The organism is Paenibacillus koleovorans NBRC 103111 (genome assembly GCF_004000845.1).
Lineage (GTDB): Bacteria > Bacillota > Bacilli > Paenibacillales > NBRC-103111 > Paenibacillus_AA > Paenibacillus_AA koleovorans.
The window spans coordinates 12,114-26,240 of the sequence record NZ_BIMA01000010.1 but is presented as its reverse complement, the minus strand read 5'-3'; the positions used below and the strand labels follow the sequence as shown (position 1 = coordinate 26,240).

Genomic DNA, 14,127 nt, shown 5'->3' with positions numbered 1-14,127 from the left:
GCGTTGCTGCCTCCTTTCATTTGCGGCTGCCGGCCAGCGCCCGGTCCACTCGGTTGTACAGCAGGATCGCCGCCCCGACGAACACCAGAATAATCGTGAAATAGATCCAGGCGAGCGCGCTCGAGCTGCCGTAATTGGTCGTATTGACCTTGCTGACGATCGGATTGGACGGGAACGTGAACAGATCCACAAGGGTATACATCAGATTGAGGAAAATGTAAGGCACGAGTCCCGGCAGCGTCAGCTTCCAGAACGTGTTCCACGGCCCGGAGCCGTCGATGCGCGAAGCCTCGTACATCGATGCCGGCAGCGTCTGGCGTCCGGCCAGGAAGATCAGGATCTGCACTCCCGAATACCAGAGAATCAAGACGAACGAGCCCATCACCTTCTGAATCGGTTCAGCCCAGGAGGCCGGCACATATTCCTGCAGATAAGCGTCGATGTTCAGCGATTCCAGCACACTTAGCGAGCCTTCTCCTTGATTGATGAACTCCTGGACGATTTGTCCGGACGAGAAGATGACCGGCAGGAAGAAAATGATCCGGAACAGCGTGCGCCCGGGAAACTTCAGATTCAGCAGGATCGCCACTAGCAGCGAGAAGACGAGAATGATCGGGATCATGATCGCCGACTCCCTCAGAAACGGCAGGAGGTCTTCATACAGCAGGCTGCCGTTCGAAACCAATATTTCCTTGTAGTTCTTGAACCCGATGAACGTATATACGACCGATTTCACCGTAATGCGAACCTGGTGGAAGCTCATATAGAGCGAGTAGCCTAGCGGAAATGCCAGGAAAGCGAAGAAGCCGAATATCCACGGTGCGATGAACAGGGAGCCTTCGATTTTGCGCAGCGCGGTCGCGCTTAATCTTCCTCGGCTGATCATGGTGAGGCCCCTCCCTTCACGACGGCGAAATCTTGCGCCGGCACCCGCAGCGAGCCCGCGGCATACTCCGTCCGGTTATAATTGACGATGATCTTGTAGCCGCCCTCATACTCCGTTTGTTTGACCCCGGGCGCAAGCGTCCGGTGGCCGACGATCCATTTGGCCTGAACCGCTCCAAGCGCTTCGTTGGCCCGTTCGTATTCCTGCTTGATCGACGGCAGCCAGTCCTTGTAGTTTAGGCTGTACTGCCATACGGTGTAAGCTCGCCTCAGCTTGTCGGAGGAGGAGGCCGAAAACACATAAGCCGGATACGCTCCGTATTCGATGCTTCGCAAGAAGTCGGCGCGCGACTCGCTGCGCATGTTGGACCATTCGGACGTATAGGTCAAGGAGCCATGCAGCACGATCTGGGCGAACGGGATCGCCTCGTCGACGAAAATATCGTAGGAGTAGTCGTCCGTCAGCCGGTGCAGGTGGCTTAGCCCCTTCCAGGCGTAGGCGTTGGCATTGCCCGCCGCAACCCCGCCCAACGCGTCGGCCGTCTCGCGAATCAAATCCCGCTGCACCGCGATCACATCGGCTCGGCTGCTCAAGTACTTCGAATTGAAATCGGTAGGAAGCAGCGCCCCGATTCCGTCTTCATAGTAGATCCCGTCGGCTCCCAGCTTCTTGTACTCCGGCAAGTCCGATTGGATCACCTTCTTGTAAAACTTCGGGCTGACCATTGTACCGGGGTCCTCTCTCCACCCCGTCTGCGCCTGCAGCACATTGCCGGCCAAATCCCGCAGCCCGTCGCGCCTCGACCAGAAGCCGTCATCCCCGTTCGTGTTGAGCGTGTAGTTCGCCGACAAATACACCGGAACGCCTAATCCATGGGCTAAATCGATGAACCTCTTCATCCCCGCATTGCCGCCCAGCTTCGATTCAACCGGGAAGTAGCCGCCATGGGTGCTGTACCCGTCCTGCTGCCAGCCGGCAAATTGTACCTTCACTTGGCGAACGCCCGTGTTATGCACATCCTGGAGCAGTGTGATGGCGTCCGATGCGGGAGTCGCCGAGATGTACGAATCTATCACCAGCCCTTTCTCGATGTCTCCGCCGATCAAGTCGATGTACAGCGGTATGTCGGGCTTTGTGCCCTCCAGCCGCTTCAGCTCGCCCTCCCTCTGGAGATGGGAGCGGTAAGCCGCGGCCATCCCCGCATAATCGCCGGCATTCGATCCGAGCAAGTAGTAGCGGATCGTCCGTTCCGGTGCCGTGAATCGCTCTCCGCTGTAAGTAAAGAAGCCTTGGTCCGTACTTTTGCTCACACTCTGGAAAAACCGCTTACGGTACTGCCATTCCGCCGTGATCCAATTGGACTGGCCGATCGAGCCCGACGGGGCTGCGAACACATTCGCGAAAGCCTCCCCCGGTCCGACTACGGCGAGAAACGCTTGTGCGCCGGATTTCAGCCCGAATACGGGAAGCGCGATGCGTTGCCGGCCCGTATCCTCCCGGAAGAACGCAGGATCCTGTCCATAAATGCTGTGATTATAAGTCAAGAGCGGCATAATCCGGTCGGTCTTGAACCGGATGAGCGCACCTGGTCCGTCGGGTACGAAGAGATAGCCATCCTGCCCGGCGGAGGCTTGGCTGCCGAACAACGGATACAGCTTGGCGTTCAGCAGGCTGAGCGCCCCTTCCACGATGCCGCCGTCCAGAATCGTCGTCTCCACATAATCGTCCTTCAAGGTTACGCGAATCGGGATTTTGAACTGCCCCTTAGGCAGGACGAAGGTGACGGTGAAGCCGTCTGCGGTCGTCTGATACTGCTCGAGAAACCCCGCCTCATCGATCAAGCCGGCTACCTTGGACGTCGACTTGTAGTTAGCCAAGTTCACATACTCCACGATGATCGGCGACAGCAGATTGTTCCTCCAGGCGCCGGCGATCTTCTCTCCCGCCCACGCCTGCGGATCGGGGTAGGAGCGCCACACTTGGCCCGATGATTTGCTGACCACTTGGAAATGCGCGGTAACCGGGTCCGCGAGCAGCCGTAGCGACGCCGACTCCGCCACCGGCCGGAAGCGGTCTTCCGCAGGCAGCTCCGCCTTCAGCGCTGGTGCGCGGGCCGGATCGGTCAGCACAAGCGCCGCCCGCGCCGTTCCTCCTCGAATCGAGCCGAGCTTCTTCCACGTCTCCAGCTGGAGCCCGATCCAGACGAGAGCCGCCAGGACGAGGACGACCGATGAGAGGATGCGAATGTTGCGCCAACGAATGCTTTTCATCGGATCACCACCTCCTGGTATATGGAATAGATGAAATCGATCAATTCGCCGCTTAAGCTGAAGAAGATGAAGATCAGCACCGCGATGATCGCCAAGGCGAGCAGGGACAGAATTATGTTCAGGATCGCTTCTCCCACGCTGTAATTTTGAATGCCCTGCACCATCCAGAAAAATTGCAGCGCGGTCCAGACGATCAGGAACAGCTGGAGTAAGCCGAATATCGATTGCTCGCTCGTGGTGAATACTTGGGAAAGTAAAGTTACGGGTATTCCTATGAGAATAATCGGAAATAGAGCATAGGAGCTCCCTTGGAATACGTCACGCAGACGTCCCTCCCCTCGCATGAGCGAGCTGACCAAGTAGTGGGACACGACCCAGCCGCCCCATACGGCGACAAAAGGAATGATGGACGCTCCGAGCCGTACCCCGGTGTAAATGGCCGGATTGAAGACGAAGCTCGTGCCGGCCAAGATGGCGGCATACGCTGATATCGCGAGCCCCAGCATGATCAGGCTGCTCGCCGTACCTGCCTTGGCCTCGTACCGAATCGCATGATAGCCGTCGATCGGTTGCGCGATGAGCCGCCTTACATGCAGCAGTTGTAGAGGCAGCTCCCGCCGCGCCTGCAACGCGCTCCGCAGCCGATCCCGCCATGCCCTCTTGCGAGATAGCCGGTCGGCCAGCATGGCCGCGATGACGAGAGCCGCCGCCACATTCATCAGCAGCGCGAAGTGTTCCTGGAACCAAACGAGCCGATTATGCCAGAACGCATCCGAGTAACCTTGGTTCACCCCTGCCTTGAAGAACAGCTCTTCCGCCAGCTCGTACTGCTCCTTCTTGAACGCGGCTTTGGCCAGACCGACCAGCGCCGGCGTGTAATAGGCGTCGAGCCGATACACCTCCCGCCACAGCGGCTCGCTCTCTTCGTAACGGCCCTCCTGGGTCAGCTTGTTCGCCTCGTGCACCAGACGGCCGAACTCCGTCAGCCGGAACCGTTGAATCAAGCTGTTCTCGCTGTCCAGGATGAGCAGCCGGCCATCCGAGGCCGTCTCGATCGCCGACGCGGCCTTCACGAGCCCGAGCTTGGATGTGCCCGCATATTCGCCGCCGCTCCAGAACAGCAGCAGATTGCCGTTCTCGTCGTATTGGCTGACCGTCGGATGGACCGCATCGATCACCGTCATGTTGCCATGCGAGTCGATCGTGATGTCCTGCAGCTGCGGATCGGAGGACCGGCCCCATGCCGTTTCCCCGAACGATTTCGATTTGCCTCCGGAAGAGGATGCGAACTCGCCGCGATTTTCCAATTGATTCAGCCCGGCGATATTGAACTTCTTGACTTGATCGGCTTTCGTCTCCTTCGTCACCGTATAGATGAACCCGTTGCGGTCGATCGCCGCATTGACGATAGCCCCGGGCAGCTTGCTCAGCTCCCGGTTGTACATCTCCCTCGTATACACGAGCCGCTTGAAGGAATCGAACAGCGAGAACGCCACTTTATTCGCCCCGAAAAAATGCTGGAACGCTCCCTCCGGATCGAGCTGCAGCAGCCCTTGGAAAGCTCCGAGCGTCGTGATGTAAAGAAATCCTCGCTTATCCACGATCACCTTGACCGGCTCGTACTTGAACGATGCCGGCAAATAGCTGGACTCGGGGCGTCCGAACTGCCGGACGAGCCGACCTTCGGCATCAAGCCGCACGACGCGGTGATTGCCCGTATCGGCGATGTAGATGTCCCCCGCGTCCGTCACGTAGACACCGCTCGGGCGGCTGAGCGGGCTCTCCCGGACGTTCATCTCTCGAATGAACCGGCCATCGGCATCCAGCTGCACGATGCGGTTGTTGCCGGTGTCGGCGACATACAGCTGATCGCGGCTGTCCGCGAACAGATCGAGCGGCTGGTTGAGCGGCACGGTGCTGCCGGCGCCTGTTCCCAGCTCGCGTCCCAGCACGCCGTCCGGGTAATACGCCGATTGAATCTGCACCGTCCGGCCATAGCCGTCTTTGTAATAGGTGCTGTAGGGCAACTGGGCGCTTGCTTCCGGCAGGTGAAGCGAAGCGGCGCCAAGTGCCGCCAGGATGAATAGAATGGCCGAGCGCAGCCGCAGCCGTCTGGTCATAGCAGCTCCCCCTTCGCTTATTTGATGCCGGAATGCGCCATCGTATCGACCACTTTGCTCTGCAGGATGACGAAGAAAATCAGGTTCGGCACGAGGATGACCAATGCCGCCACCGCCGCCGCCCCTTGTCTCGCTACATTATTGGCCAGGTTGTTCGTCAGCGTGGACAAGAAAAAAGGGAACGTCTTCATATCGTCATCCTGCATGAAAAACGTCGACGTCTCCAGGTTGCTCCACGAGTTCTGGAACGCCAGAATCGCTACCGTCGCTACCGCGGGCATGCTGAGCGGAATAACGATGCGCAGGAGCAGCGTCAGCTCGTTCGCGCCGTCGATTCGGCCCGACTCGAGCAGCGCGGGAGGGATTTGCTCCATGAACTGCTTGAGCAGGAACACCCCTACCGGCAGAGCGACCATTGGCAGCACATGCCCCCAGTACGTATTCATCAGACCGAGCTGGCTGACGACCAAGTAGCGCGGAATTTGCACCACCTCAGGCGCGAACATCAGCATGAGCACAACCGAGGAGAAGAGGAAGGTCCGCCCGGGAAACTCATGTTTGGCGAGCGCATAGGCGCACATCGCACTGGCCAGGGTGACTGCCGCTACGGTGACCGCCGAGATGAACAGGCTGTTGAACAAATAGCGCGATAACGGAATGACCGAATTGGACGTGATCCACAGCAGCTCGATGAAATTTTGCACGGTCGGCTCGCGGACGAGAAAATTCGGCGGATAGACGAACAGCTCGTGATAAGGCTTGAACGCATGGTTGAACACGTACACGATCGGCAGCAGCATGAGACCGGCGAAGGTCAGCATCAAGGCGACGAACAGCGCTCTTCCGACCGTTTTGGACTTGATCATGTTAGGAATCCTCCCTGCTGCCGAAGAGCCGCCAGCTGAGCTTGTTGGAGCCGTACATCAGGAGCAGCAGGAACACCGATATGGCAGCCGCATAGCCCATCTCGAAACGAATGAAGCCGTAATCCTGAATATGGTTGACGATCAGATGGCCGGCGTACTCCGGGGTCGGATTTTTGCCCGAGAGCTCAACCCCGATCGCTCCCGTCTTGAATGTCGTGACGATCGCCATCACCGCGCCGAACAGCATCTGCGGCTTCATCGAGGGGATGGTGATGTACCACACCTCCTGCAGCCGGCTGCGGATGCCGTCGATGCGGCCGGCCTCGTACAGAATCGGATCGACGTTCAGAATGCCGGCCAGCATCGCCAGGAAGCCGATGCCCATGCTCGACCAGAGCGTCACCGCGATCATCGAATCCATCAGCAGCAGCGGATCGGTCACCCACAGCTTCGGCACGTCGATCAGTCCCCGCTCCAGCAGGAAGCTGTTCAAGTAGCCGATCCGGTCCCCGGACAGCATCGGCAGCCAGATGATCGTCATCGCGATGCCGATCGTGAGCGACGGCGTGTACATCGCCAGCGCCACCCATTTGCGCAGCCGGGGACCGAGCAGCGAGATGAGCCAAGCCAGGATGAAAGCTGCGGCATACCCGCCCGGACCGACGATGATCGCGAACTTGAACGTGTTCGGCAGCGCATATTTCAGGAACAGAAAGTCTTGCGAGATCAAATATTGAAAGTTGCTCCAGCCGATCAGCCGAGGCGGCTCGATCGCGTTGTAGTACGTGAAGCTGAGCGCGATCGCCGCCAATACCGGCAAGACGATGAAAGCGATGAAGCATAACATGAAGGGGGCGATGAACAAGTACGAGGTTCGGGCCGACCATACTCTAGTCCACATAGCGGTCCATCCCTTCCCACGGCTCGTTCACGACCGGGATATTCAGGCTCTTCAGCCGGTTGCCGGCCGCATCGACGAACCCGAACTCCTCCTGCTTGCGCCTGAGCTCCCGGTCGATGTCGCGCACCGCCTGCTCGAGCGAGGACCGGTAATTCACCTTGCTTACTACCGTCCGAATCCAGGCGTTACTCACTTCCCGTTCCAGGAAGTACCCGCCGGGCACGTTCGGAATGTCTTTGTACCAGCGCCACTGCTCGAGGATGACGGCGGCGTCTTCTTTTCTCCACGGCAGCCGGAGGAACGCCTCGACATTGGAGGTGTTCCAACGAAACGCGATGCCGTTGACCGCCTCGAGATCGGCTCCGTACTGCTGCTGGACATCGGCCGACAGCCACCATTTCAGAAACGTCCAAGCCTGCTCCTTCTTATTGGAACGCTCGAAGATGACGCCGGTGCGCTGCCCGCCTCCCGCCCAGCGGCTGATCGTGCCGTCTGTCTGCTTGGTGCCGGGCATCAGCGCGATTTTCCAACGGTCGTTCAGCTCGGGCGCCGCAGCGGACAGCTGCATGTACATGTTGTAGTCGGAAATGCCGATCGGCATCGTTCCGTCGCGGAAATGCTGATAGAAGCTCGGGACCTCCCGCTCGATCGCGTACGTATTGAACAGATCGGTCCACTGCTTGAACGCCCGGAACGCGGCCGGCTGGTCGAGCTCGGTATGCAGACCGTCCTTATCGTAGAAGTCGATATGGTTCTGATAGAAATACTGGGAAAATTGCAGCGGATTGACATAGAAATTCATGCTGTTCTGCTGCAGCGTCGGCAAAATGTCGTAGACGTCGTCCCAAGTTTGCGGCACGCGCAGCTTGAGACGCTCCAGAATGTCCTTCCGGTAGAACAGCACTTGGAACGATTGCGTCTCCGGCAGCCCGTAATACCCGCCGTCGTAATGCAACGGCAGCCACGAGCCGGGACTAAACTTGTCGTACAGCTCGCGGAAGTCCGCGAACGCCGCCAAGTTGTGCACGCTGCCTCGGATCGCCAGATCGACCGGCAAGTCCTGCGTCAGCCCCAGCGCGATGTCCGGCTGAACGCCGGCGGCATTGGACATCAGCAGCAGCTCCGGATTGGCGAGCAGGTTGACCTTGACCGGAATGCCGGTCACCGGCGTGAACGCCTCGTCGGCCAGCTGCTGGAGCTGGTCCACGTAATCGCGGCCGCGCTGCACCCAGATGTTCAGCTTGTCGTCGCTCAGCTCCGTAATGCTGTCCCGGCTGTCGAACGAATAGACGAAGTTGGCGAGACCGCCCCAAATCCGGCTCCAGAGCGACGCTTCCATCCGCGGGAACGATCCTCCCGCCGGCGCGATGTACAGCTCGTCGAGCTGGAGCGGCTGCTTCAGCAGCGATTCGATGAACAGACTGAGCCGCTCGCGAATCGCCGCGATCTCGGCCGCGTGGTACGGAATCTCCTCCGTCTTGCGCGCGATCGAACGAAGATCCTGCCCGGCCGTGACGAGCCCTTGGCTGACCGAATCCTTGCCGCCATTGACGGCGACCGCCCGGTCGGCGAGCTGCTCCAGTCTCGCGGCGAGATCCGTCAGCCGGTCCGACATGCCGGGGTAATCGCGGGCCATATCCCATGTCCGGTTGCGATCGATCACCGCGCCGACCAGCCCGCGCAGCTCCCAGTCGATCCGATCCAGCTCCTGCGACAGCGTGCGGATGGTCGCAATGATAGGGGCGACTGGCTCATGCGTAACCGCGAGCGACACGGTGTGGCGGCCTTTCTCCAAGTAGATTTCATACGGCTTGCCTATTGCGTTGTCGGCCAACACTCTCCCCTTCCAGCGGGCGGAGTAAGGAAATCCGTACGCGAGAAATTCACGGAACGGAATTTCTCCGTCGATTCTCACCGTACGGAAGCTCGTTTTCTGAGCTAAGACATTTTGCAAGGCGCGGAAGCCAAGCGAATACCTTCCGCTCTCGGACACCTCGAACGACCAGGTGATCTCCTGGTTTTGCTCGGCCCAGCGCGCTCCCCCGACCGTGTTGTACGTAATGCGGCCCTTGGCGCGCGGTACGCTGCGCGGATTGCGGTCGGAGAACAGCTTGATCGACGTATCGTTCTTGTGTAGGAAATCCTCCGCCTGAAGCGTCTGCACCGGAGCCTGCACCGGCTGCGACTGTCCCTGCCCGCGGGCCGCATCCCGATACGCGGGAGGCTGCTGCTCGGGCGGCGTCAAGACAATGCCGCTTACGGCAATGCCGTCATATCCGGAGAAAACCAACGTGTGCTTGCCTTTGGACAAATACCATTGCAGCGGCAATACATGCGCCCCCGTCGAGTCGACGAGCGGCTTTGTATACCACTCCCCCGTTTCATTCGATCTCGGTCGAATCTGATCGCCGTCGTTATTCGTCACGATCGGCCTCGTGTCTTGCCAAGTCCGGTACAGCGCGACGGAGGACGCTTCCGCGAACGGCCGGCTGCCGTCCAGCGATACGTCCCATAGAATGGGCGCCGTCCCTCCGTGATCGTCCAGCGTGCGATAAGTCACATGAATTTCATACAGAGCATTCTCCGGAATGTCTACTTCATAGGCCGCTTCTTCCTTACGCGCCGAATTCCAGATCAGTACGTCCTTGCGTCCCGCATACTCGCCGAGCTTGAGCTGGGTCGGATCGGAAATCCGGGAAGGTTTGCCGATTCCGACAGGCAGCGCACTGCGTGCGCTCCCCACTCCCTGCGCCGTCCAAGCCGCCAGCCTCTCGCTATAGCTCGGCTCCACGCTAGCGGCGGTCGGCGCGCTCGTCGTCAGCCCGCCGGTTGCCTGCTGCGCAGAAGCGGCTTGCCGGTCCGGCGCCGACGGCAGCGCCGCCGATGCCGTCTGTACGAGCAGCCCGATGCTTATTATCAGCGCAAGACCGCCCCATTTGGGCAACAGTCGAATGTTCACCTCCATTTCCCCTTTCCTCCGCATTCTTGGATGCTTAAGTCGATTCGAGGAACCGTTCCCCCGTATCCGGATGAAAAAACAACATCTTGAGCGTATCCACCCCGAGCCGGACCGACTCGTTCGAAGCGAACTGTGCGGATGGATTCACCCGTGCAATCAGCAGCGAGTCCTGGCCGATATCCAAATACAAATACCGGTCCGCCCCCATCAGCTCGGTAAACTTGAACTTCCCGTCGATGACCGCCTCCGAGAACAACGCCTCGAGCGTGATGTTCTCCGGCCTAATGCCTAGGACCACCTGCCGATTGACTTGCTGGTGGCGTCGCAGCAAAGCGGCGTTGGACTCGTGGATGGCCAGGTAGAAGCGCGAGGTGTGGAACTCCAAGCCGCCCCGTTCGTTTTCCTGAATGCGGCCGCGGATCAGATTGATCTGGGGCGAGCCGATGAAGCCGGCGACGAACAGGTTGTTCGGCGCGGAATAGATGCGCTCCGGCGTATCGATCTGCTGGATAATCCCGTCCTTCATCACCACGATCCGGTCCGCCATCGTCATCGCCTCGACTTGGTCATGAGTGACGTAGATGAATGTCGTGCCGAGCTCCTGATGCAGCTTGATGATTTCCATCCGCATCGATACCCTCAGCTTGGCATCGAGATTGGACAGCGGTTCGTCCATCAGGAACAGCTTCGGATTGCGGACGATCGCCCGGCCTAGCGCGACCCGCTGCCGCTGCCCGCCGGACAGCTCGCGCGGCTTGCGCTCCAGGTACGGCTCGATCTCCAGAATGCGGGACGCTTTGCGGACCGCGAGGTCGATCTCGTGCCGCGGCAGCTTGCGCATCCGCAGCCCGAAGGCGATATTCTCGTACACGCTCATGTTCGGGTACAGCGCATAGTTCTGGAACACCATGGAAATGTCGCGGTCCTTGGGTGGGAGATGATTGACCAACTGCTCGTCGATATAAATTTCCCCCTCGGAAATTTCCTCGAGCCCCGCGATCATGCGCAAGGTTGTCGACTTGCCGCAGCCGGACGGGCCTACGAACACGATGAACTCCTTATCCTCGATCGCCATATGAAAATCTTTCACTACCGGCGGCTTGTCTTTGCCGTATCGCTTGTATACGTGTCGGATCTGAATGCCCGCCATGCCGCACCTCCCTCATCTGCCAACTAAAAAGAGGCAGCCCGCGCCGATTCGTCTCTCGAATCTTGCGCAGGTCGCCTCCGTCTGAACGGTCGAACCGTGGAGCTATACTATTAGAAGTGCACAGGGTCTCTTGGAGCTTGCAGATTGGCCGCAATAGCGTCCACCTCGTCCTGCTCCTCTTGAGTCAAGCGCTCGTGCCATTTCTTGGCCGCTTCGGTAATATGCTCCGGCTTGGAAGCGCCGAGGATGGCCGAAGTAATGCCGGGTCGGCTAAGCACCCATGCGAGCGAATATTGCGCCAGTGTAAGTCCGCGCTGCTCCGCCAAAGCCTTGAGCGCCTCGGGAAGCGTCAAGCTGTGACGCTTCTCCAGCAACTGCTGCAGCCGCTTCTCACCGGCAGCGAGTCGTGATCCTTCCGGAGGAGCCTCGCCGGCGCGGTACTTGCCGGCCAGGATACCGCGGCCGAGCGGGCTGTACACGATGACGCCCACCTTCTCCGACTGCACGAACGGAATCAGCTCCTGCTCGATTTCCCTCGAGATCAGGCTGTATTCCGGCTGGACGCTCTCGAAGCGGTGCAGGTTCAGCTGATTGCTGATGCCATGCGCTTTGGCCAGTTGCCAGGCGGCATAGTTGGAAGCGCCTATGTAGCGAACCTTGCCTTGACGCACCAGATCGTCGAGCGCCCTCAGCGTTTCTTCGAGCGGCGTGTTCGGATCGAAGCGATGCACCTGATACAGGTCGATGTAATCCGTTTTCAATCGTCGCAGACTGTTCTCTACCGCGCGGAATATATGATAGCGGCTCTGCCCGGCGTCGTTGACTTCGCTGCCGACACGTCCGTGCACCTTCGTGGCGAGAATGATGCGATGCCTTCTTTCTTTCAGCAAATGGCCGAGAATCACCTCCGACTCGCCGGTCGAGTCCGGATTGCCCAGATCGCTGCCCTTGCCGTATACGTCGGCCGTGTCGATCAGATTGATGCCGCTGTCCAGCGCCGCGTCCAGCACTTCAGCGGATGCCTGCTCGCTAATCCAGCGTCCGAAGGCCATCGTGCCCAAGCTTACTTCCGAAACCTTCAATCCCGTTCTTCCCAATTGACGATAGCTGCTCATCCTGTTACCTCCCGATTATTCGAGTTTAATTCATAGTATTCCAATCAGATTAATCAAATCGCGTTTGATGGCTAACACTATATCAATCGCCTCCAATCGCTGTCAATAACTTTTTTTCTAAGAATTCTATCTATTTAGGGATTGACGAGCGGGAATGAAATGTTTTATTATTTCGAGTAAAGTTATCGACTTACCCCGATTTAAGACCGGTCAACCGGATTCATGGCTCCTTAGCCACGATTCCGCGTCGGCCGGTTTTGCTTTTCTAAAGATCAGGAAAATGGAGGTATGCCCTGTTATGGGAAAATCCGCTCGAAGCTTGCATTTCAACGTATTCATTCGCGGGTCCGGCCATCATGCCGGAGCTTGGAAACATCCGTCATCCGATCCGAAGAGCGATCTGAGTCTGGACTATTATGCCGGCTTGGCCGCAATCGCCGAACGAGGTTTGTTCGATTCCTTGTTCACGGCCGACAATTATTCCGGTACGGGACGCCGACTGGAGCCTTTCACGCTGCTCTCCGCGCTCGCCGGACTGACGAAGCATGTCGGATTCATCGCCACCGTCAGCACGACCTATAACGATCCGTTCCATGTCGCGCGCAAGTTCGCCTCGCTGGATCATCTCAGCAACGGGCGGGCCGCCTGGAACATCGTGACCGGCCATTCGGCGGCCGATGCCGCCAACTTCGGCAGGAGCGAACATCCCGAGCCGACCAAACGCTATGATATCGGCGATGAATTCGTGGAAGTGACGAAGCAGCTATGGGACAGCTGGGAGGAAGACGCCTTGGTCTATGACCGGGAGGCGGATGTCGCGCTCGATTCGAGCAAAATTTACGAGGTGGATTTCAAGGGGAATTACTTCAATGTCAAAGGACCGCTCAACATCGCCAGACCGCCGCAAGGCTATCCGGTGCTCGTCCAAGCCGGGTCGTCGGAGAGCGGCAAGGAGCTGGCCGCCAAGACGGCGGAAGTGATCTTTACCGCTCAGCAGACAATAGGGGCCGCCCAGGAATTTTACACGGACGTGAAGTCGCGTCTCGCCAAATACGGCCGGACTCCCGATCAACTGCTCATTATGCCCGGCTTAAGTCCGATCGTTGCGGATACGGAAGCGGAAGCGCGGGAGCTGGAGGCGTATTTGGATTCTCTGGTAGATACGAAACGCTCGCTGCAGCGTCTGTCGAACTATTTCACGGTCGACCTGAACGATTACCCGCTGGACGCGCTTGTGCCGGTTGAGAAATCCAAGCCGTTCGGCTCCTTAAATACCGGCATCACGAGCCGCCACGAGGTCGTCATCGACGCCGCCCGCCGGGATCGCATGACGATCCGCCAGTTTCTGAGCCGCAGCTATGCAGGGCACGGACATGTCTCCTTCACCGGCTCCGTCCTGCAGACCGCCGATTTTATCGAGAAGTGGTTCAGCGAACGCGGAGCCGACGGCTTCAACATTCTGCCGCCCGTTTTCCCAAGCGGCCTCGACACGTTCGTCGACAAAGTCATTCCCGAGCTGCAGAACCGCGGCTTGTTCCGCACCGCCTACGAAGGAACCACGCTTCGCGAAAACTTGGGACTCGCTCGGCCCGAGAACAGAAACAAACGAATCTGGGCGCTTCGCCGCGAAGCGAATTGAGCTGGAGAAAATCGATGACACGAGCCGCATTCATGTAAGGCTCGTGTCGTCGTACTCTCCCCTCGCTTAGCATTCCGATTACAACCTGGACGAACCTGAGAACGGCCTCCTCCTTTGGATACCCGCCGCCCCAACCGGAGTTGCAAAACCTCTACATCTGCAGCACATATGGGGGCATTTCTGGTTTCAGGAGTAGAATTGCTATACATCTGATTGTCTAA

At 58.8% G+C, this 14,127-nt stretch carries 9 protein-coding genes; 1 reads left to right on the top strand and 8 read right to left on the bottom strand.

Annotation, left to right across the window (positions count from 1 at the left end):
- Window positions 1–16 precede the first annotated feature (16 nt).
- From PKO02S_RS05080 to PKO02S_RS05045, 8 genes are all read right to left on the bottom strand, one after another.
- Complete coding sequence (locus PKO02S_RS05080; protein ID WP_127580014.1) at window positions 17–886, bottom strand: carbohydrate ABC transporter permease; 870 nt, start codon at window positions 884–886, stop codon at window positions 17–19.
- Complete coding sequence (locus PKO02S_RS05075) at window positions 883–3,156, bottom strand: DUF5696 domain-containing protein (RefSeq protein ID WP_127580013.1); 2,274 nt, start codon at window positions 3,154–3,156, stop codon at window positions 883–885. Before PKO02S_RS05075 ends, PKO02S_RS05080 begins: the two co-directional genes overlap by 4 nt.
- Window positions 3,153–5,276 carry a YIP1 family protein gene (locus tag PKO02S_RS05070; RefSeq protein WP_127580012.1) on the bottom strand — a complete coding sequence of 708 codons (2,124 nt, stop codon included), beginning with the start codon at window positions 5,274–5,276 and terminating at the stop codon, window positions 3,153–3,155. The genes PKO02S_RS05075 and PKO02S_RS05070 overlap by 4 nt, the downstream gene beginning before the upstream one ends.
- Window positions 5,277–5,293: 17 nt before the next feature.
- Complete coding sequence (locus PKO02S_RS05065) at window positions 5,294–6,142, bottom strand: carbohydrate ABC transporter permease (protein WP_127580011.1); 849 nt, start codon at window positions 6,140–6,142, stop codon at window positions 5,294–5,296.
- Between the two features lies 1 nt (window position 6,143).
- Window positions 6,144–7,043, bottom strand: coding sequence for a carbohydrate ABC transporter permease (locus tag PKO02S_RS05060; RefSeq protein WP_127580010.1), 900 nt, complete (start codon window positions 7,041–7,043; stop codon window positions 6,144–6,146).
- Window positions 7,033–10,008, bottom strand: coding sequence for an extracellular solute-binding protein (locus PKO02S_RS05055; protein ID WP_164821303.1), 2,976 nt, complete (start codon window positions 10,006–10,008; stop codon window positions 7,033–7,035). Before PKO02S_RS05055 ends, PKO02S_RS05060 begins: the two co-directional genes overlap by 11 nt.
- Before the next feature lie 28 nt (window positions 10,009–10,036).
- Window positions 10,037–11,152 (bottom strand): ABC transporter ATP-binding protein, encoded by a 1,116-nt coding sequence (locus PKO02S_RS05050; protein ID WP_127580008.1) that lies wholly within the window; start codon window positions 11,150–11,152, stop codon window positions 10,037–10,039.
- A 110-nt stretch (window positions 11,153–11,262) separates the two neighbouring features.
- Window positions 11,263–12,267, bottom strand: a complete 1,005-nt coding sequence (locus PKO02S_RS05045; protein ID WP_127580007.1) for an aldo/keto reductase — start codon at window positions 12,265–12,267, stop codon at window positions 11,263–11,265.
- A 298-nt stretch (window positions 12,268–12,565) separates the two neighbouring features.
- On the opposite strand from PKO02S_RS05045, the gene PKO02S_RS05040 reads away from it, so the two are divergent.
- Entirely contained in the window at window positions 12,566–13,906 is a 1,341-nt protein-coding gene (locus tag PKO02S_RS05040) for an LLM class flavin-dependent oxidoreductase (RefSeq protein WP_127580006.1), read from the top strand.
- Window positions 13,907–14,127: the final 221 nt, after the last annotated feature.

Bases quoted from the DNA above. Each gene is read 5' to 3' on its own strand.
- PKO02S_RS05065 (WP_127580011.1), bottom strand. From the start codon at position 6,142: ATGATCAAGTCCAAAACGGTCGGAAGAGCGCTGTTCGTCGCCTTGATG.
- PKO02S_RS05055 (WP_164821303.1), bottom strand. From the start codon at position 10,008: ATGGAGGTGAACATTCGACTGTTGCCCAAATGGGGCGGTCTTGCGCTG.
- PKO02S_RS05045 (WP_127580007.1), bottom strand. From the start codon at position 12,267: ATGAGCAGCTATCGTCAATTGGGAAGAACGGGATTGAAGGTTTCGGAA.
- PKO02S_RS05050 (WP_127580008.1), bottom strand. From the start codon at position 11,152: ATGGCGGGCATTCAGATCCGACACGTATACAAGCGATACGGCAAAGAC.
- PKO02S_RS05070 (WP_127580012.1), bottom strand. From the start codon at position 5,276: ATGACCAGACGGCTGCGGCTGCGCTCGGCCATTCTATTCATCCTGGCG.
- PKO02S_RS05075 (WP_127580013.1), bottom strand. From the start codon at position 3,156: ATGAAAAGCATTCGTTGGCGCAACATTCGCATCCTCTCATCGGTCGTC.
- PKO02S_RS05060 (WP_127580010.1), bottom strand. From the start codon at position 7,043: ATGTGGACTAGAGTATGGTCGGCCCGAACCTCGTACTTGTTCATCGCC.
- PKO02S_RS05040 (WP_127580006.1), top strand. From the start codon at position 12,566: ATGGGAAAATCCGCTCGAAGCTTGCATTTCAACGTATTCATTCGCGGG.
- PKO02S_RS05080 (WP_127580014.1), bottom strand. From the start codon at position 886: ATGATCAGCCGAGGAAGATTAAGCGCGACCGCGCTGCGCAAAATCGAA.